This is a genomic window from Stenotrophomonas nitritireducens (assembly GCF_050984405.1).
Taxonomy (GTDB): Bacteria; Pseudomonadota; Gammaproteobacteria; order Xanthomonadales; family Xanthomonadaceae; genus Stenotrophomonas; species Stenotrophomonas nitritireducens_B.
Genome location: NZ_CP158790.1, coordinates 3,843,400 through 3,863,702, shown reverse-complemented (window position 1 = coordinate 3,863,702; position 20,303 = coordinate 3,843,400). Strand labels below are relative to the sequence as shown.

Genomic DNA, 20,303 nt, shown 5'->3' with positions numbered 1-20,303 from the left:
GCCTATGCTTTGCGCGATGAACCCGCTTTCCACCGCCGCCGGACGCCGCCAGCTGGTGATGCAGTTGCCGCCGCTGCGCGAGGAGGACGGACGCCGCATCCAGCGTTTCCTCGACGCGATCTGGGCCGAGCAGGGGCTGGCGCGCGCGTCGCTGGACAGCTACCGCAGGGACCTGGAGGGGCTGGCGCGCTGGGCGAACTGGCGCGCTGGCGAACCACGTGGTGGCGCGACGGACGCACCGCCGGAAGCCGCCGGGCCGGGCCGCCAGGCCGGTGCCGCCACGCCAGCGATGGCGTCGCCGGCGCAGGGGAGCCTGCTGGCCGGCATCGACCGCTCCGGCCTGTTCGATTACCTGGCCTGGCGCACCCGCCACGGCTGGTCGCCGCGCAGCAACGCGCGGCTGCTGTCGGCGTTGCGCGCGTTCTTTGCCCATTGCCTGCGCCGCGGCGAACGCACCGACGATCCGTCCGCGCTGCTGGAGCCGCCCAAGCTGCCGCGGCCGCTGCCCAAGGCGCTGGCCGAAAGCCAGATCGAGGCCCTGCTGGCGGCCCCGGACATCGCCACCCCGGAAGGGCTGCGCGACCGCGCCATGCTGGAACTGATGTACGCCGCCGGCCTGCGCGTCAGCGAGCTGGTCGACCTGCCCGCCAACGCGGTCAACCTGCGCCAGGGCGTGCTGCGCGTGACCGGCAAGGGCAGCCAGGAGCGGCTGGTGCCGCTGGGCGAGGAATCGCGGCACTGGCTGGAACGCTACCTGTCCGCCGCGCGCCCGCTGCTGGCGGCCGGCCGGCCGGTGCATCCCACCGCCGGCGGCGAGGTACCGCTGTTCCTGACCCGCGCGCAGAAGCCGCTGACCCGCCAGCAGTTCTGGGCGCTGGTGAAGGCCTGCGCGGCCGTGGCCGGCATCGATCCGGCGCGGATCAGCCCGCACGGCCTGCGGCACAGCTTCGCCACCCACCTGCTCAACCACGGCGCCGACCTGCGCGCGCTGCAGATGCTGCTCGGCCACAGTTCCCTGTCCACCACCCAGATCTACACCCTGGTCGCCCGCGAGCACCTGCAGAAGCTGCACAGCCGGCATCATCCGAGGGGGTGAGCGACCGCGCTTGCGCGCCACTGGCGCGCGCGGTCGCGAACGCCCGGCCATGGATGGCCGGGCAGGGGTATCCGAAAGTCAGTGAAGTTCCGCCAGGGATGGCAGCAGCGAACCCGCGGCACTGCCGCGCGGCCTGCCGAACTCCGCGCCAAGCTGAAGCAAGGGCGCCGGCAACGCCCGCCGCGCCGCCGCGCGTCCGGATCCAGCCGCACCTTGAGGATGTCCTGACGGAGCCAAGTCCCATAGCGCCAGCCTGCGCCCGGCAGGCTCGCCCCGCAATGCATCAACAAGGCAGCCCTGCATCGGCGTGCAAAGATCACCGAACGCGCCGTAGGTGCCGGGCTTGCCCGGCACGGGCTTCGCCGGAAAAGCTCTGTGCGGGGCAAGTCCCGCATCTACGGTGAGATTCCGCGTCAGGGATGAAGTCCGTGCAGGCCCAAGGGCATGCACCGCGCTGCAGCGCCGAACCTCTCGCAGGTTCCGTGCGGACGGCGCCAACCCCACCCACCCTGAACGTCCCGATCCCCGGGTATGCGAGAATCGCCCCAGTTTTCCACCTCTTCTTTCCTTGGAATCCCCATGCTCCGAATCGCCATCGCCGCGCTGCTGGGCGCGATCAGCCTGACCGCCTGCGCGCAGCAGAAGGCGCCCGAAACGGCCGCCACCGCCACTCCGGCCGCGGGCGAGGGCGCGGTCGACAAGCGGGTGCGCGATGCCCTGCGGCAGCTGGACCCCAATTTCAGCCCCGACTACATCGGCGCCGCGCCGTTCGCCGGGTTCCGCGAGGTGGTGGTGTCCGGGCAGGTGCTGTACGTCTCCGACGACGGCCGCTACCTGATGCAGGCCCAGCCCTACGACATCGGCAAGCGCGCCCTGGCCACCAGCGAAGGCCTGCTGGCCTACCGCCGCAAGCTGCTGGCCACGCTGCCGCATTCGGACCGGATCGTGTTCGCGCCGCCGAACGCCAAGTACACCGTCAGCGTCTTCACCGACATCGAGTGCGGTTATTGCCGCAAGCTGCACCAGGACATCGCCGAACTGAACCGCCAGGGCATCGCCGTGGAGTACCTGGCGTTCCCGCGCATGGGCCTGGGCAGCAAGGACCACACCGACATGATCTCGGTGTGGTGCGCCAGCGACCGCAAGGCGGCGCTGACCGCGGCCAAGTCCGATCGCCCGGTGGAGGCGAAGAACTGCACCAACCCGGTGGCGATGCAGTACAACGTCGGCCAGCAGCTGGGCATCAGCGGCACCCCGGCGATCTTCGCCGCCGATGGCACCCAACTGGGCGGCTACCTGCCGCCGGCGCAGCTCAAGGCCGCGCTGGAGCGCATGTCCGGCGCCGCCGGCAGCCCCTGATCCGTCGGCCCCGGGGCAGCGCGATGGCGCCAGCGCCCTGCCGCCGTGCGCACGCAGCGTGGTGGACGGCGGTCGCCAGGCGCGCGGCGCTGCTCGCGCCGCTGCTCCACGCCGGCTGCGCATCGGCGCCGCCCACGTTCGAGGCCCATCGCGTCCCGCTCAGCCGCATCGACCAGCCGGTGCCGGCGAAGATGCCGCGCGCGGATATCGGCTGGAAGATGGTGCAGTACCTGCAGGTCGACGGCGAGGACCCGGAACCGCCGAACTTCGCCGACCGCTTCACCCTGTTCCTGGTCGGCTGCGGCAGCGGTTGCCGCCAGTACGCGCTGATCGACCGCCTCACCGGCAAGGTCCACCCCGGCCAGGCGTTGAACAACGTCCGCTTCGACTACCGGCGCGACAGCCGGTTGCTGGTGGTCACCCATACCGAGGGGTACCGCCACCCGGACATCGTCGATTACCTGGTCTGGAACGGGGCACGGTGGCGTCGCATCGGTCGCGAGGTCAGGCCGGCGCCCGAAGAATAGGCCGTCGCCGACTTCGGGGACGGGCCGTGCCCGGCGGCGCCGGGCACGGCCGCAGGCCGGCTCCGGTACAATGGCGGGCCCGATTCCCACCATGGTCTCCCGGACATGATCGTCCTCGAGGGCGCAGCCGCCCTTTCGCCGTTCCGCCGCGAACGTCTTGAATCCCGCCTGCAGTCCATCGCCGCCGATCTGCGCATCACCGGTGCCTGGCACGTCTATGTCATCCAGGCCGCCGATGCGGCGGCCGTCGACCAGGCCACGCTGGGCCGCATCCTGCAGGGCCAGCCGCAGCCGGCCGAAGCCGCCGCAGGCACGGTCTCCCGCTACGTGGTGCCGCGCCTGGGCACGCTGTCGCCGTGGTCGAGCAAGGCCACCGAGCTGGTGCGCGGCGCCGGCCTGGCGATCCAGCGCGTCGAACGCGGCACCCGCATCGACCTGGCCGGCTGGCCGTCCGATCCGGCGCAGCAGGCCGCAGTGGCCCGGCTGCTGCACGACCCGATGACCCAGTCGCTGCTGGCCGACATCGCCCAGGCGCAGGCGCTGTTCGACAGCCCGGCGCGCAAACCGCTGGAGCGCATCGCACTGGCCGACCTGGAAAGCGCCAACAAGCGCCTGGGCCTGGCCCTGGCCGACGACGAGATCGCCTACCTGCGCCAGCGCTACGCCGAGCTGGGCCGCGATCCGTCCGACGTCGAACTGATGATGTTCGCGCAGGCCAATTCCGAGCACTGCCGCCACAAGATCTTCAACGCCAGCTGGACCATCGACGGGCAGGAGCAGGACCGCTCGCTGTTCCGCATGATCAAGAACACCCACCAGCAGACCCCGCAGCACACGCTCAGCGCCTACAGCGACAACGCCGCGGTGATCGAGGGCGAGCCGGCCGCGCGTTACCGCCCGGACCCGGCCACCGGCCGCTACCGCAGCGAAGCGGTCGTGCCCAGCGCGTTCCAGATCAAGGTGGAAACCCACAACCACCCGACCGCGATCGCGCCGTTCCCGGGCGCTTCGACCGGCGCCGGCGGCGAAATCCGCGACGAGGGCGCGACCGGCCGCGGCGGCAAGCCCAAGGCCGGCCTGACCGGTTTTTCGGTCTCGCACCTGCGCATCCCGACCCTGCCGCAGCCGTGGGAAGCGCCGCGCGCGCTGAACCCGCGCATGGCGCCGGCGCTGGACATCATGCTCGATGGGCCGCTCGGCGGCGCCGCGTTCAACAACGAGTTCGGCCGCCCGAACCTGCTGGGCTATTTCCGCAGCTTCGAGCTGCCCGAAGACGGCATCACCCGCGCCTACGACAAGCCGATCATGCTGGCCGGCGGCCTGGGCGCGATCGACCGCGTGCAGGTGGACAAACTGCGCCTGCAGGACGGCGACATCGTCATCGTGCTCGGCGGCCCGGCGATGCTGATCGGCCTGGGCGGCGGCGCCGCCTCGTCGGTGGCCTCGGGCGAGAGCGCCGAGGACCTGGATTTCGCCAGCGTGCAGCGCGACAACCCGGAAATGGAGCGCCGCTGCCAGGAAGTGATCGACCGCTGCGTGGCGATGGGCACCGACAACCCGATCAAGTTCTTCCACGACGTCGGCGCCGGCGGCCTGTCCAACGCCATCCCGGAACTGCTGCACGATTCCGACGTCGGCGGCGTGATCGACCTGGGCAAGGTGCCCACCGACGATCCGTCGCTGTCGCCGCTGGAACTGTGGTGCAACGAATCGCAGGAACGCTACGTGCTGGGCATCCCGGCCGGACGCCTGGCCGAGTTCACCGCCATCTGCGCGCGCGAGCGCTGCCCGTTCGCCGCGGTCGGCGTCGCCACCGCCGAGGAACGCCTGGTCGTGGCCTATGGCGCGACCCCGGGCAACATCCCGGCCGACGCGCCAATCGACCTGCCGATGGACGTGCTGTTCGGCAAGGCGCCGAAGATGCACCGCGACACCGCGCACCCGGCCGCGCCGCGCTGGCCGGCGCTGAAGACCGCCGGCATCGACCTGCACGACGCGGGCCTGCGCGTGCTCGCGCACCCGACCGTGGCCGCCAAGAATTTCCTGGTCACCATCGGCGACCGCAGCGTCGGCGGGCTGACCGCGCGCGAGCAGATGATCGGCCCGTGGCAGCTGCCGATGGCCGACGTCGCCATCACCCTGGCCGGGTTCGATACCTGGGCCGGTGAAGCGATGTCGCTGGGCGAGCGCACGCCGCTGGCCCTGCTCAACGCCGCCGCCTCGGCGCGCATGGCGGTGGGCGAGGCCATCACCAACCTGTGCGCCGCGCCGGTGACCTCGCTGGATACGGTCAAGCTGTCGGCCAACTGGATGGCCGCCTGCGGCCACGACGGCGAGGACGCGCTGCTGTACGACGCGGTCAAGGCGGTGGGCATGGAACTGTGCCCGCAGCTGGACATCAGCATTCCGGTGGGCAAGGACTCGCTGTCGATGCAGGCGCAGTGGACTGCCGGGACCGGGGACCTGGGACCGGGGACCCGGGAAGAGCAGCATCCGTCCGCTGATCCTGCTTCTGTTGTTGCTTCTCCCGGGTCCCGGGTCCCGGGTCCCCGGTCCCGTCTCCATAAATCCGTTTCCCCTGTTTCGCTCATCATTTCGGCGTTCGCGCCGGTGGTCGATGCGCGCGGGCAGCTGACCCCGCTGCTGGACCGCGATACCGACAGCGAGCTGTGGCTGATCGGGCTGGGCGCGGGCAAGCAGCGCCTGGGCGGTTCGATCCTGGCGCAGACCCAGGCCGACCACAGCGCGCTGCCGGCCTTCGCCGGCGACGTGCCGGACCTGGACGACCCGCAGCGCCTGCGCGGCTTCTTCGAACTGATCCGCGACGCGCGCGAGGCCGGCCTGCTGCTGGCCTACCACGACCGCAGCGACGGCGGCGCGTTCGCCGCGCTGTGCGAGATGTCCTTCGCCTCGCGCCTGGGCCTGGACATCGTGCTCGACGCCTGGGGCGACGACCCGTTCCGCAGCCTGTTCAACGAGGAACTCGGCGCGGTGGTGCAGATCGCCCGCGAGGACCGCGCCGCGTTCGCCGACCTGGTCGAGCGCCACGCGCTGACCGAATGCGCGCAGCGCATCGCCCGGCCGACCACCGCGCCGGTGGTGCGCGTGCAGCTGGGCGGGCAGAGCCTGGCCGAATGGCGCTGGGAAGACCTGTTCGACGCCTGGTGGTCGGTGACCCACGCCATGCAGAAGCTGCGCGACAACCCGGAAGCGGCCGACCAGGAACGCGCGGTGGCGCGCAATTTCAACGCGCCGGGGCTGAAGCCGAAGCTGGCGTTCGACCCGGCCGAGGACGTGGCGGCGCCGTTCATCGCCACCGGGGAGCGGCCGAAGGTGGCGATCCTGCGCGAGCAGGGTGTCAACGGCCAGATCGAGATGGCCAACATCTTCGAGCGCGCCGGCTTCGATGCCTATGACGTGCACATGAGCGACCTGATCGAAGGCCGCGTGCGGCTGGCCGATTTCCGCGGCCTGGCCGCCTGCGGCGGCTTCAGCTACGGCGACGTGCTGGGCGCCGGCCGCGGCTGGGCGACCTCGATCCTCGAACGCCCGGTGCTGCGCGGGCAGTTCGCCGCGTTCTTCGCGCGTCCGGACACCTTCGCCCTGGGCGTGTGCAACGGCTGCCAGATGATGAGCCAGCTCAAGGCCATCATTCCCGGCGCCGAGCACTGGCCGAAGTTCCTGCGCAACCGCAGCGAGCAGTTCGAGGCCCGCACCGCGCTGCTGGAGGTGGTGGAGTCGCCGTCGATCCTGCTGCGCGGCATGGCCGGCTCGCGCCTGCCGGTGGCGGTGGCGCACGGCGAGGGCCGCGCCGAGTTCGACGGCGCGGTGGACCAGGCCGCGGTGGACGTGGCGCTGCGCTACGTGGACGGCGACGGTCGCGTTGCCGAGCAGTACCCGCTGAATCCGAACGGCTCGCCGGACGGCATCACCGGCCTGACCACCCGCGACGGCCGCGTCACCATCCTGATGCCGCACCCGGAGCGCACCCCGCGCACGGTCAACCTGAGCTGGGCGCCGAAGGGCTGGGGCGAGGACTCGCCGTGGCTGCGCATGTTCCGCAACGCGCGGGTGTGGTGCGGCTGAGCCAGCCGCGCCGTCGCCGGGTCTGCGCAACGCCGCAGGCCCGGCCCTGGCTCCGTAGGAGCGGCTTCAGCCGCGATGGGGCTTTCAAACAGATGCCGCCTTCAGTGCCTGCGCGGCATTGCGGCAAATGCAACGGGACAGCCCCATCGCGGCTGAAGCCGCTCCTACGGGTGCGCGCCGTTCCGGGCGGCTGCTAGAGTCCGGTGCGTCGGCACCAGGGAATCGCAGGTCGTGACCACTTCCGCACCATCCGTTGCATGCAATGCCGGGATCGCTGCATGACCCTGCCGGTGATCCTGTTGCCGGTGGGCGTGGACGACGCGGCGCTCGATGCCTGCCTGGCGGCACTGGAAACCGCCACGCCCGCCGGCACGCCGGTCTGGCTGGCCGACGACGCGCAGGGCGGGCCGCGCGTGCAGGCGGTGATCGAGCATTGGCTCGCACGTACGCAGTTGCAGGCCGAATACACCCGGCGCCCGCGGGCCATCGGCGAATCGGCCCACCTGGAACAGATGCTGCAGGCCTGCGGCGATGCCGACGTGGCGGTGCTGGCGCCCGACGCGCTGCCCCTGCCGGGCTGGCTGCAGCACCTGTGCGACTGCCTCGCGCGCGACGCCTCCATCGCCACCGCCACGCCGTGGAGCAATGCCGGCGAGACCGTGGCGTGGCCGCGCGCCGGCGAACTGAATCCCCTGCCGCCCGATGCCGCGCGGCTGGCGCGCGCCTGCGCTGCGATGCCGCTGCTGCACCCGGAGCTGCCCTCGGCCGTCACCCATGCGGTGCTGATACGCGGCAGCGCACGGCGCCGCGCCGGCGGGCTGGATACGCAGAGCTGCGCGTCCTGGTACGCGGCGCTGGTGGACCTGAGCCTGCGCATGAGTGGGCTGGGCTGGCGCAACGTGCTGTGCGACAACGCCTTCGTCGGCCGCCACGCCGAGGGCCGGCCCGCCGATGGCGACATGGAGGTGCTGGGCAACCGCTGGCCGACCTGGACCGCGCGCCTGGCCGGGTTCCTGATGGACGATCCGCTGCATGCGCACCGCCTGCAGCTGCAGCAGCTGTACGAGCAGGCGGCGCTGCCGGCACGGCAACCGGACCTGTTCGGCGACGGCGACGAACCGGCCGCGGAGGCGCCGCCGTGAGCGCGGCGATCGCCGTCGTCGTGGTCAGCTACCAGAGCGCCGCGACGCTGGACGAGTGCCTGCAGCGGCTGCGCGGCGCGCGCGACGTGGCGCAGATCCGCGTGGTGGACAACGCCTCCGACGACGGCTCGCTCGGCATCGTCCAGCGCCACGCGCTGGCCGACGCGCGCGTGCGTTTCATCGCCAATCCGGACAACCCCGGCTTCGCCACCGCCTGCAACCAGGGCGCGCGCGACAGCGACGCGCCGTGGCTGGCCTTCGTCAATCCCGACCTGATGGTGGAGGCCGATACGCTGGCCCGCCTGCGCGACCTCGGCCAGCCGCTGGGCGACTGCCTGCTCGGCGTCGAGCAGGTGGACGAGCAGGGCCGCCCGGACGCGGCGGTGCGTCGCCGCGACCCCGATTTCGCCGCGATGCTGCGCAACCCGGCCGCCGGCGCGCGGCTGGCGGTGGCGGCCGATCCGGCGCAGCCGCTGCAGCCGGTGCCCGCGCTGTCCGGCGCGCTGCTGCTGATGCCGCGCGCCCTGTTCGACCGCATCGGCGGCTGGGATGCGGGCTACCGGCTGCACGCCGAGGACCTGGACCTGTGCCGGCGCGCGCGCCAGGCCGGGGCGACCGTGGCCATCGCCAACGCACTGGCCGTGCTGCACGTGCGCGGCGTGTCCAGCCGCGCGCGGCCGTTCTTCGTCGAATGGCACAAGCACCGCGGGCTGTGGCGCTATTTCCGCAAGTTCGAGGCGCCGCGCCGCGCCGCGCCGGTGCGCGCCGCCGTGTGGTGCGCGATCTGGGCGCATGCGGCCGCGCAGCTGCCCAGGCTGCTGCTGCGCCGCTGACGGCGCTTCGCGCGGCCACGCGGCCGGCGCCTCCATTCCCGCGACGATCCGGCCGCTGCCTGCAAAGGCGGCGTCATCGCGCCGTGGTTCTCTTACGGTCGTGTGCTTTCCTGTGCGCATCCCCGAGGAAAGCGATGGGGCGGCCGTGTGTATCGCCGCGCCGGGGCGACCCTCGGTCTTGGTCAAAAATGTGATCTAATTCACACTATTCATGATTTCGCAGGAGGCGACATGCGCTGCGCAGGTGAGGTGCGGATGCACCAGGAGATGGACCGGTGACCCCGGCGGCGTTGCTCGACGGTTACCGCGACCGCTCCTGCGCCCGGCAATGGCGGGGGTTCCTGCGGGCGATGGCGGCCGAGTTCGACCAGGCGTTGCCGGAAGAGGAATCGGCGCGGTTGATGGCGCGCATCGGCCAGCGGTTCGCCGACGCCCACGTCCTGCCGCCGGTGGCGACGGTCGAAGCGCTGCAGGCGTCGGTCAACGCGGTGTGGGCGGACTGCGAGTGGGGATGGGCGGCGTTCGAGGAGCGCGCCGACCAGCTGCGCATCGTGCACGCCGGCTCGCCGCTGGCCGTGGCGCTGGGACAGGGCGGCGGCTGGCACCACGGCTTCCTCGAGGGCGCCTACCGCCACTGGCTGCGCGGCGCCGGCATGCTCGCCGTCCTCGACGTGCGCCACCTGGCGACCGCGGACCGCGACGTTTCGACCTTCACCGTGGCGCGGGTGTTCTGACGATGGACGAGGTACGCGTGGCATGAGCAGGAATCAACCGACAGCCCCGCCGCAATGCGATGACGATGTGGCGGGTCTGTTCATGAAGCTTGGCGACGGCAGGGGACGGCCTGAATACCGGGAATTCCCGGAAGCCGCGCTGCCGCCCCCGGCGGCGGTGGCGCCGCGGGCGGTACATGCCGCGACGGGGGACGCGGCGGCCGACGCGCGGCATGCGCACGACGCCGCGCCACCCGCCGCGCAGGCGGACACGCCGCTGTCGCAGTTGTTCCGCAGGCTGGCGGAGGCCGGCGCGGCGGTACCGGACGACAGCCCGCTGCTCCGTTTGCGCAGGCAATAGGGACAGGGCACGAACGCCGGGCAGGGGACCGCGACGGACCCCGCCGGCACGGCCGCCCGCACGGGCGGCGCACAGGGGAAATCCATGAGACTTTCGATCAGGCCCGAGGGCTCGCAGGCCCTTGCACGCCTTGCCTTGGCCGCGCTGGTGCTGGTGGGCGCGCTGCTCGTCGCCTTCGTCGTCACCGTGCCGCTGGCGGTGACGCAGCAGCTGCTGTTCTCGCTGGCGGTGTTCGCCATCGGGCTGTGCCTGCGGCGTGCCCGCAACCGCATCGTGCCGCTGGTGCTGATGGGGTTGTCGCTGGTCATGTCCAGCCGCTACATGTGGTGGCGCCTGACCGAGACGATGGGCATGGGCAGCCTGGTCGACCTGACCCTCGGCTTCGGCCTGGTCATGGCCGAGGTCTACGCGTTCGTGGTGCTGGTGCTGGGCTACTTCCAGGTGGCCTGGCCGCTGCACCGGCGTTCGCTGCCGCTGCCCGAGGACCAGTCGCGGTGGCCGACGGTGGACGTGTTCATTCCCACCTACAACGAACCGCTGTCGGTGGTGCGCACCACGGTGCTGGCGGCCACGGTGATGGACTGGCCGGCGGGCAAGCTGAAGATCCACCTGCTCGACGACGGCCGCCGCGAGGAGTTCCGCGCGTTCTGCGAGGAGGTGGGGGTCAACTACGTCACCCGCACCAACAACAACCACGCCAAGGCCGGCAACATCAACGCCGCGCTGAAGAAATCCGACGGCGAGTACGTCGCCATCTTCGACTGCGACCACGTGCCGACGCGCTCGTTCCTGCAGATGTCGATGGGCTGGTTCCTGCACGACGCGCGCCTGGCGGTGGTGCAGACGCCGCACTACTTCTTTTCCGCCGATCCGTTCGAGCGCAACCTCGGCACCTTCGGCAAGGTGCCCAACGAAGGCGAGCTGTTCTACGGCCTGCTGCAGGACGGCAACGACGCCTGGAACGCGACCTTCTTCTGCGGTTCGTGCGCGGTGATCAAGCGCGCGCCGCTGGAAGAGGTGGGCGGCGTGGCGGTGGAGACGGTGACCGAGGACGCGCACACCGCCATCCGCCTGCACCGCGCCGGCTACCGCAGCGCCTACATCCCCGTGCCGCAGGCCGCGGGCCTGGCCACCGAGAGCCTGTCGGCGCACGTGGGCCAGCGCACGCGCTGGGCGCGCGGCATGGCGCAGATCTTCCGCGTCGACAACCCGATGCTGGGCCGCGGCCTGAGCCTGGTGCAGCGCATCTGCTACACCAACGCGATGCTGCACTTCTTCTACGGGCTGCCGCGCATCATCTTCCTGACCGCGCCGCTGGCCTTCCTGTTCTTCGGCGCGCACGTCATCCACGCCTCGGCGCTGATGATCTTCGCCTACGCGCTGCCTCACCTGGCGCAGGCCAGCCTGACCAACCTGCGCATCCAGGGCGCGCACCGCCACCTGCTGTGGAACGAGGTCTACGAGACCGCGCTGGCCTGGTACATCCTGCGGCCGACGCTGATGGCGGTGTTCAACCCGCGCCTGGGCAAGTTCAACGTCACCGCCAAGGGCGGGCTGGTGCACAGGAGCTACTTCGACGCGCAGATCGCCCGTCCGTACCTGTTCCTGCTGCTGCTCAACCTGGTCGGCGTGGTCGCCGGCATCGTCCGCCTGGTGCTGGCCGACAGCAGCGGCGAGGTCAACACCATCTGGCTCAACCTGGGCTGGACCTTCTACAACATGATCATGCTCGGCGCGGTCATCGCCACCTGCAGCGAGCAGCGCCAGATCCGCCGCGCGCACCGCGTGCCGCTGGAAATGAAGGCGGTGCTGCACCTGCCCGACGGGCGCGAGCTGGCCTGCAGCACGGTCGATTTCTCCACCGGCGGCATGGCCATCCGCCTGGACGAGCCGCAGCCGGTGCAGCCCGATACGCCGGTGGAGATCGAGCTGCGCCACCGCCAGCGCAGCCAACGCCTGCCGGCCCTGGTGCGCCACGACCGCGACGCGCAGGGCCTGAGCCTGCAGTTCGGCGAGCTGAGCATCGAGCGGGAGCGCTGGCTGATCGCCTCCACCTTCGCCCGCGCCGACATCTGGGTGTCGCTGTGGGGCCGGCACGAGCGCGACACCTTCCTGCGCTCGCTGTCCGACGTGCTCCGCGCCAGCCTGCGCGGATTCCACCGCCTGGGCCGATTCGTCATCACGAGGGGGCGGCATGACGGCCATGCCCAGCCTGCTCCCGGAGAAACCGCATGAAGCATTGCCTGCACACTTCGCCGATCCCCGCCGCACGGGCGCGCTGCGCCTCGCTGGCGTTCGCCCTGGCCCTGCTGGCCGGCGCCGCCCACGCGCAGGCGCCCGCGCCCGCACCGCTGCCGCCGGGCCTGCAGCCGGAGGTGGCGGCAGCGCCGACGGCGCCTACGGCACTGCCCCTGCAGCGCAGCCGCTCCACGCTCAAGCAGCTGGGGCTGGACTACGAGGTGACGCTGCGCGGCATCCAGGGCACGGCCGGCATTCCGTTCTCGATCCGCAGCGACCAGGTCGTCGACCACGCCGCGCTGCACCTGAAGTACACCTACTCGCCAGCGCTGCTGCCCGACCTGTCGCACCTGCGCGTCACCGTCAACGACGTGACCGTGGCGACGCTGCCGGTGTCGGCGGAGGAGGCCGGGCGGCCGGTCGAGCGCGACGTCGCCATCGACCCGCGCCTGGTCACCGGCTACAACCGCGTCAACCTGCAGCTGATCGGCCACTACACGCGCGAGTGCGAGGACCCGGACCACACCAGCCTGTGGGCCAACATCGACAGCGCCAGCTATCTCGAACTGGGCTGGCTGCCGCTGCCGCTGAGCAACGACCTGGCGCTGCTGCCGGTGCCGTTCTTCGACGCGCGCGATACGCGCCGGCTCGAACTGCCGTTCGTATTCGCCGGGCAGCCGGCCAGCGGCCAGCTGCAGGCCGCCGGCATCGTCTCGTCGTGGTTCGGCGCGCTGGCCGGCTACCGCGGCGCGATGTTCCCGGTCGCCACCGGCGCGGTGCCGGCGCGCGGCAACGCCGTGGTCGTGGCGACGCCGCGCAACCTGCCGGCCGGCGTGGCGCCGCTGGACGTGTCCGGGCCGACGCTGGCCGTGGCCACCAACCCCAACGATGCCGGCGGCAAGCTGCTGCTGGTGCTCGGCCGCGACGATGCCGAACTGCGCGCGGCCGCGACCGCGCTGGCGCTGGGCGCGCCGCTGTCCGGCGCCAGCGCGACGCTGCGCGAGGTCAAGGACGCCGCGCCGCGCAAGCCCTACGACGCGCCCAACTGGGTGCCCAGCGACCGCCCGGTGCGCTTCTCCGAACTGGTGCGCAGCACCAGCGAGCTCAACGTGGTCGGCTACAACCCGGACCTGATCCGCATCGGTCTGCAGCTGCCGCCGGACCTGTTCGTGTGGCGCAAGGACGGCATCCCGGTGGACCTGCGCTACCGCTACACGCTGCCCGAAGGCGCGGACAAGTCGGCGTTGAACATCAGCATCAACGACGCATTCGTCACCACGCTGCCGCTCAACGGCCGGCCGCTGGCCACCTCGGTGCCGCGGCAGCTGTGGCAGAGGCTGGGCGCGCGCGGCGCGATGCCGATCCAGCAGCCGCTGCTGCTGCCGACCGGGCCGCTGTCGGCCAGCAGCCAGCTGCGTTTCCACTTCTTCTTCGACCGCCCGCGCGCGGAGGAATGCAAGAACACCTTCCCGGACGTGTCGGCGTCGATCGACGACTCCTCCACCATCGACCTGAGCGGCTTCGCGCACTACATGGCGATGCCCAACCTGGCCGCCTTCGGCAACGCCGGCTTCCCGTTCACGCGCCTGGCCGACCTGTCCGAAAGCGCGCTGGTGATGCCGGACGATGCCACCGGCGACGACGTGGCCAACGCGCTGGCGCTGCTGGGCCGCATGGGCGCCTCGACCGGTTATCCGGCGCTGCGCACGCGCTTCATCCAGGCGCGCCAGGTCGACGAACACGCCGACCAGGACCTGCTGGTGCTCGGCTCGCGCCGCAACCAGCCGCTGTTCGCGCGCTGGGCCGGGGCGATGCCGGTCGGCGACGGCGCGCAGGTGCGCCGCTTCGGCCTGTCCGACTGGCTGTTCAACAAGGTGCCGGCGTTCCTGTCGCCGGACGCGCGCCGCACCGACCTGCCCACCGTGGCCGAAGCCGGCGTGCGCCCGGAGCCGGGCGACGTGCTGCTGATGGGCTTCGAATCGCCGCTGCGCAAGGGCCGCAGCGTGGTGGCGCTGATGGCCGACGAGCCGGGCCACGCCGGCCGCCTGTTCGAGGCGTGGTTCGATCCCGAGCGCCTGCGCGATTTCCAGGGCAGCGTGGTCCTGCTGCACGGCGACAAGGTGCGCAGCCTGGCCGGCAACCAGACCTATTACGTCGGCGAGCTGCCGCCGCTGCTGGCCCTGCGCTGGTTCTTCGCCCACCACCCGCTGTGGATGGCGCTGGGCGTGGGCCTGGCGTGCCTGCTGCTGGCGATGCTGGCCGGCTGGCTGCTGCGCCGGCATGCGCGCGCGCGCCTGAAGGTCGCGGGCTGAGCATGGGCGAGGGCGCTCCGGCCATGCTGTCCCGGCGCGACGTGCTCGGCCTGGTGGCCGCGGCGGCGGCGCTGGCCGCCTGTCCGGCGCGGGCGGCGGCGATCGCCTGCGGCACGCCCTGGCGCGACTGGCACGCTTTCGTGCAGCGGCACGTGCAGGACGACGGACGGGTCATCGATTTTTCCTACCCGGACCAGCGCAGCACGTCCGAGTCGCAGTCCTACGCGCTGTTCTTCGCGCTGGTGGACAACAACCCGGTGCTGTTCGACCGCGTCCTGGCGTGGACGCGCCGCCACCTGTGCGGCGGGCGCCCGGACCTCAACCTGCCGGCGTGGCTGTGGGGACGCGCCGGCGACGGGCAATGGCGCGTGCTCGACGGCAATACCGCTTCGGACGGCGAACTGTGGATCGCCTACGCGCTGCTCGAGGCCGGCCGCCTGTGGAACCGGCCCGGGCTGGTCCAGGCCGGCCGCCAGGTGCTGGGCCTGATGCGCGGCGCCGAAGTGGTCGAGCTGCCCGGCTTCGGGCCGATGCTGCTGCCCGGCAACCGCGGCTTCGTGCAGCGCGACCGCTGGATCCTCAATCCCTGCTACCTGCCGCTGTTCGTGCTGCGCCGGTTCGCCCTGGTCGAACCGCGCGGCCCGTGGGCGCGGCTGGCCGAACGCAGCGTGGCGATGCTGCGCGCGGCGTCCCCGCACGGCTTCGCGCCGGACTGGATCGCCTGGAACGGCGAGGCCTTCGTGGCCGATCCCGGCAAGGGCGCGGTCGGCAGCTACGACGCCATCCGCTGCTACCTGTGGGCGGGCATGACCGACGCCGGCGAACCGCTGCGGCGGCGCCTGCTCGACGCGCTGCCGGGCCCGGCCCGGCTGCTGCGCGCGCAGGGCGGTTTCGCCGAGAAGATCCAGACCCGCAGCGGTGCGGCCAGCGGCACCGCGCCGGCCGGTTTTTCCGCCGCGCTGCTGCCCTACCTGACGGCGCTGGGCCAGACGGCGATGGCGGAGGCGCAGGCCGGCCGCATCCCGGCGACAGGCCCGGCGGCCGACGTTCTTGGCTACTACGACCGCGTCCTGGTGCTGTTCGGGCGCGGTTGGAAGGAGCGCCGTTTCCGTTTCGCTGCCGACGGGCGCCTGCTGCCCGCGTGGAGTCACACATGTTCCGCAAAAACCTGAAGCCCCTCTGCCTGCTCGGCCTGTGCGTGCTGACGGCGCCGGCCTGGAGCCAGAACGCCGCCTCCACCCGGCAACTGGTCGACCAGGGCAACTACTGGCTCGACCAGGGGCGCGAGGACCTGGCCGCCGATGCCTGGCGCAAGCTGCTGGCCGCCGACCCGGCGCAGCCCGACGCGCTGCTCGGCCTGGGCCTGATCGACCTGAACCAGGGGCGCCGCGCCGACGCGCAGCGGCGCCTGCAGCAGTTGCAGGCCCGGCACCCGTCGGCGGCGCAGACCGCGCGCCTGCGCGCGGCGCTGGCCGGCGGCGGCGCCACCGGCGCCGGCTCGCTGCAGGCGGCGCGCGGTGCGGCCGCGGCCGGCCGCTATGCCGAGGCGATCAAGGCCTATGACGAGGTGTTCGGTGCCGGCGGACCGCCGGACACGCTCGCGCTGGAGTACTATCAGGTGCTGGCCGGCACCCAGGACGGCTGGGCGCGCGCGCGCGACGGCCTGCGCCGACGGGTGGCCGCCGACCGCAACGACGGCGCCGCCGCGCTCGCCCTGGCGCAGGTGCTGACCTACCGCGAGCCGAGCCGGCGCGAGGGCATCGCCCAGCTGAAAACGCTCAGCCAGCGCCAGGACACCGCCGGTCCGGCGCGCGCCGCTTGGCGCCAGGCGCTGTTGTGGCTCAACGCCACCCGTGCCGACGCGGCGCTGTTCCAGGCCTTCCTCGAACAGCAACCGGACGACCGTGAAATCGCCGCGCGGCATGCGCAGCTGCGCGACCAGGCGGTACGCGCGGACGCGGCGCCTGACCCGAACCAGCGCCTGCTCGGCGAGGGCTTCCGCGCCCTGCAGGCCGGCACGCTGGAGGTGGCCGAGGCGCGTTTCGCCCAGGTGCTGCGCGCCCAGCCGAAGAACACCGAGGCGATGGGCGGACTGGGCTCGGTGCGGCTGCGCCAGGAACGGTTCGGCGAGGCCGCCGAACTGCTGCGCCCGGCCGCCGCGGCCAACGGCAAATGGCGCGGCGCGGCCAACGCCGCCCGCTACTGGCTGGTCCTGCAGGACGCGCGCCGGCAGCCGGGCCCGGACGCGGCCGCGAAGGTGCGCGAGGCCATCGCGCTGCAGCCGGACGAGCCCACCGGCCACGTGCTGCTGGGCGACCTGCTCGGCGCGGGCGACGCCGCCGCGGCGGAGGCGAGCTACCGCAAGGCGCTCGGGCTGGATGCCGGCAATGCCGGCGCGCTGCAGGGCCTGGGCACGCTGCTGGGCCGGCTGGGACGCGCCGACGAAGCCGCGGCGCTGTTCGAACGGCTGACCCCGGAGCAGCAGGAACGCGCCGGTGGCGCCGCGGCGCTGCGCGCCAACCTGGCGCGCGCCCGCGCCCAGCAGGCGATCGCCTCGGGCAGCCTGGAGATGGCGCAGATCGAACTCGAGGACGCGGTGCTGCAGCAGCCGCGCGATCCCTGGCTGCGGCTGGAGCTTGCGCGCCTCTACCAGCGCCTGGGACGCCCGGACCAGGCCGACGGCATCATGGCCGGCCTGCGCGCGCAGGACGAGGGCTCGCCGCAGGCGCTGTTCGCGCAGGCGCTGTTCGCGCAGGCGCTGTTCGCCCGCGAGCGCGGCGACTGGAATGGCGCCTGGGCGCTGCTGGAGAAGATCCCGGCGGCATCGCGCGACGCGGAGATGAGCGCGCTGCACGACATCGCCTGGGTGCAACTGCAGGCCGCGCAGGCGCGCACGCTGGTGCAGGGCAACCGCGTCGGCGAGGCGCAGCTGCTGCTCGCCCGCGCCGAATCGGCGCTGGGCGAGCGCGTCGCCCGGCCCGGCATCGCCGCCGCCCTGGCCGGCGCCTACGCCGACATCGGCAGCCAGCAGCGCGCGCTGGCGCTGGCGCAGCGGCTGATGCAGGGCAACCCGGACGTGGACAACCGCCTGCAGTACGGCGAGGTGCTGCTGCGCGCGCGCCAGGACGCCGAACTGGCGGCGCTGCTGCGGCAGCTGGGCGAGGCCAGCCTGACCCCCTCGCAGCGCACGCGCCTGCAGGACCTGCGCAGCGGCTACGTGCTGCGCCAGGTCGACGCGCTGCGCGAACTCGGCAACCTGGAAGGCGCCTACGACGTGCTGGCGCCGGTGCTGGCGCAGCAACCGCAGGACCCGCCGACCATCGCCGCGCTGGCGCGGCTGTACGCCGCCGCCGGCGACCATGGCCAGGCGCTGGCGCTGTACCAGCAGCTGCTGCAGCTGGCGCCGGGCGATACCGATGCGATGGTGGCCGCCGCCGGCAGCGCCGCGGCGATGCGCGACCTCGGCACCGCCGAGCACTATCTGGAACAGGCGCTGGCGCGTGCGCCGCAGTCGCCGGAGGTGCTGGCAGCGGCCGGGCGGTTCTACCGCGCGGCCGGCAGGAACCGCCGCGCCGAGAGTTATTTCAAGGCCGCCATCGCCGCCGCCGCGCGCGGCGCCGGGCAACTGGACAACGGCTATCCCCATGCCAGCACCGCGCTGGCCGGCGCCGGCCGGGCCTTCAATCCCTTCGCCGGCATCACCCGCGGCAGCACCCGACCGGTCGCGCTGCGCGCCGCCCCGGCACCGCTGCCGGCCAGCGTCGCCGCGCTCGCCGGCACGCCGCTGGCCGCCGCCGCGTTGTCCGCGCCGCAGGTGGATGCCGGTGGCCTGCCTGCCCCGGTGCTGGCGCTGCCCGCCGCTCCGGTCGCGGCCGCACCGGCGCCACGTCGCGCCGCGGCTTCCGCGCCGCTGGCCGGCGCGCTGCCGGCGCCGGCACCGGTACGCGGCGTGATCGACGAGCTGCGCGAACTGCGCGCCGACAGCAGCAGCGCGCTGGCCGCCGGTGCCGCCTACCGCAGCCGCGACGGCGAAGCCGGGCTGGGCCAGCTGGCCGACCTGCAGGTGCCGCTGGAAGCGCGCTTCGGCATCGGCGACGGCAAGCTGCAGATCGCGGTGACGCCGACGGTGCTGGACGCCGGCCGCGCCGACGCCGCCTATGCTTCGGCCAGCCGTTTCGGCGCCGGCCCGCAGCTGGCCCTGTCCGGGGCGCTGGCCGCCGACCGCGCGCCGGTCGACGACCTGGTCGGCTCGTCCCTGTACCAGGCGCTGCTGACCAACGGCGCCACCACCGCCACCCGCAACCTGATCTACGAACGCGCGCTGGACAACGGCCGCTACCAGGAACTGTTCAACCAGACCGATGCCACGCTCACCGCGGCCGAGCGCCGCCAGGCCACGCTGGAACTGCTGTATGCCGATCCGCTGCCGGACTACATGCTCGGCCGCGACCTGGGCAACACGCCCATCGCCGACATCGCCCGGCAGGTGCTGGGAAGCACCGCGCTGCTGCGCGGACTCAGCGCCGCCGAGCAGGCGCAGCTGAAGGCGCTGGCCGGCGGCAGCAGCGCGTCGCAGACGCCGCTGGCCTTCCAGGACACGCTGTACGCGATGGTGGCCAACGCCGCCGGCGCGCGCCGGCTGGGATCGCAGGACGCCAGCGGCGCGGGCGTGTCGGTGGGCTTCCAGCAGGGCGGTTTCAGCGCCGACATCGGCACCACGCCGCTGGGCTTCCGCGAATCGGGCATCGTCGGCGGCGTCGGCTACCGCGGCCGCATCGGCGATGCGCTGACCTGGTCCGGCGAAGCCTCGCGGCGCGCGGTCACCGACAGCCTGCTGTCCTTCGCCGGCGTCACCGACCCGCGCAACGGCCTGCAATGGGGCGGCGTCGCCGCGACCGGCGCGCGCATGGCCGCGACCGTCGACAACGGCCTGCTCGGCGGCTACGCGAGCCTGGCGTGGCGTCGCCTGCAGGGCACCCACGTGGCCGACAACGACCGCCAGGAACTGGGTGCGGGCGTCTATGTGCATGCGCTGGAAACGGCGAACCAGTCGCTGACCGCGGGGCTGAACCTGACCGCGATGCAGTACGACCGCAACCTCAGCGGTTTCACCTACGGCCACGGCGGCTATTTCAGCCCGCAGCGCTACGTGGACGTGAGCGTGCCGCTGCACTGGAACGGGCGCAGCGCGGCGCAGCGGCTGGCCTGGCAGGTCGATGCCAGCGTCGGCGTGCAGAACTTCAAGGAAGACCCTGCCGACTACTTCCCGCTGGACCCGGCGATGCAGCGCGAAGCCTACGACGCGGCCTCGCTGGCCGCGCTGCTGGGCCTGACCCCGCGTTATGTCGCGCCGGTCTACGACGGCCAGACCAAGACCGGCGTGTCCTACAACCTGAGCGCCGCGGCCGAGTGGCAGCTGTCCTCGCAGCTGTTCCTGGGCGGGCGCATGGAGTTCAACAACGCCCGCGACTACCGCCAGTTCGGCACCAACCTCTACCTGCGTTTCCTGCTCGACCGCCTGGGCGCGGGCCTGGGCCGGCAGCCGCAGCCGCTGCGCTCGCCGTACGCCGGCGATGAATGACGGGAGAAAGGCGCATCCGGCCGCCGGCCGGGTGCGCCGGCAGGCCGCTGGCCCT

General features: G+C 72.8%; 12 protein-coding genes. All 12 read left to right on the top strand.

The features are described from left to right. Positions 1-16: 16 nt before the first annotated feature. The 12 genes from ABTV91_RS17265 (at position 17) to ABTV91_RS17210 (ending at position 20,248) form a co-directional block, all read left to right on the top strand. Positions 17-1,096, top strand: a complete 1,080-nt coding sequence (locus ABTV91_RS17265; RefSeq protein ID WP_433852538.1) for a site-specific tyrosine recombinase XerD — start codon at positions 17-19, stop codon at positions 1,094-1,096. Between the two features lie 579 nt (positions 1,097-1,675). Then, positions 1,676-2,455: a DsbC family protein gene (locus tag ABTV91_RS17260; RefSeq protein WP_433852537.1), complete on the top strand. Its 780-nt coding sequence runs from the start codon at positions 1,676-1,678 to the stop codon at positions 2,453-2,455. 23 nt (positions 2,456-2,478) lie between these two features. After that, on the top strand, positions 2,479-2,982 hold the full coding sequence (locus tag ABTV91_RS17255) for a hypothetical protein (protein WP_433852536.1): 504 nt from the start codon (positions 2,479-2,481) through the stop codon (positions 2,980-2,982). A 105-nt stretch (positions 2,983-3,087) separates the two neighbouring features. After that, entirely contained in the window at positions 3,088-7,068 is a 3,981-nt protein-coding gene (purL, locus tag ABTV91_RS17250) for a phosphoribosylformylglycinamidine synthase (protein ID WP_433852535.1), read from the top strand. A 278-nt stretch (positions 7,069-7,346) separates the two neighbouring features. Continuing rightward, the gene (locus ABTV91_RS17245; protein ID WP_433852534.1) at positions 7,347-8,210 is read left to right on the top strand and encodes a glycosyltransferase family 2 protein; all 864 of its coding nucleotides are present in this window, start codon (positions 7,347-7,349) and stop codon (positions 8,208-8,210) included. Further along, the gene (locus ABTV91_RS17240; RefSeq protein ID WP_433852533.1) at positions 8,207-9,043 is read left to right on the top strand and encodes a glycosyltransferase family 2 protein; all 837 of its coding nucleotides are present in this window, start codon (positions 8,207-8,209) and stop codon (positions 9,041-9,043) included. Before ABTV91_RS17245 ends, ABTV91_RS17240 begins: the two co-directional genes overlap by 4 nt. A gap of 275 nt (positions 9,044-9,318) precedes the next feature. Further along, positions 9,319-9,777 carry a cellulose biosynthesis protein BcsD gene (gene bcsD, locus ABTV91_RS17235; protein WP_433852532.1) on the top strand — a complete coding sequence of 153 codons (459 nt, stop codon included), beginning with the start codon at positions 9,319-9,321 and terminating at the stop codon, positions 9,775-9,777. Between the two features lie 22 nt (positions 9,778-9,799). After that, entirely contained in the window at positions 9,800-10,117 is a 318-nt protein-coding gene (locus ABTV91_RS17230) for a hypothetical protein (RefSeq protein ID WP_433852531.1), read from the top strand. An 84-nt stretch (positions 10,118-10,201) separates the two neighbouring features. Continuing rightward, the gene (bcsA, locus tag ABTV91_RS17225; protein WP_433852530.1) at positions 10,202-12,352 is read left to right on the top strand and encodes a UDP-forming cellulose synthase catalytic subunit; all 2,151 of its coding nucleotides are present in this window, start codon (positions 10,202-10,204) and stop codon (positions 12,350-12,352) included. Continuing rightward, the gene (gene bcsB / locus ABTV91_RS17220) at positions 12,349-14,667 is read left to right on the top strand and encodes a cellulose biosynthesis cyclic di-GMP-binding regulatory protein BcsB (protein WP_433852529.1); all 2,319 of its coding nucleotides are present in this window, start codon (positions 12,349-12,351) and stop codon (positions 14,665-14,667) included. The genes bcsA and bcsB overlap by 4 nt, the downstream gene beginning before the upstream one ends. A gap of 2 nt (positions 14,668-14,669) precedes the next feature. Next, positions 14,670-15,839: a cellulose synthase complex periplasmic endoglucanase BcsZ gene (bcsZ, locus tag ABTV91_RS17215; RefSeq protein ID WP_433852528.1), complete on the top strand. Its 1,170-nt coding sequence runs from the start codon at positions 14,670-14,672 to the stop codon at positions 15,837-15,839. Next, on the top strand, positions 15,821-20,248 hold the full coding sequence (locus tag ABTV91_RS17210) for a cellulose synthase subunit BcsC-related outer membrane protein (protein WP_433852527.1): 4,428 nt from the start codon (positions 15,821-15,823) through the stop codon (positions 20,246-20,248). Before bcsZ ends, ABTV91_RS17210 begins: the two co-directional genes overlap by 19 nt. Positions 20,249-20,303 lie beyond the last annotated feature (55 nt).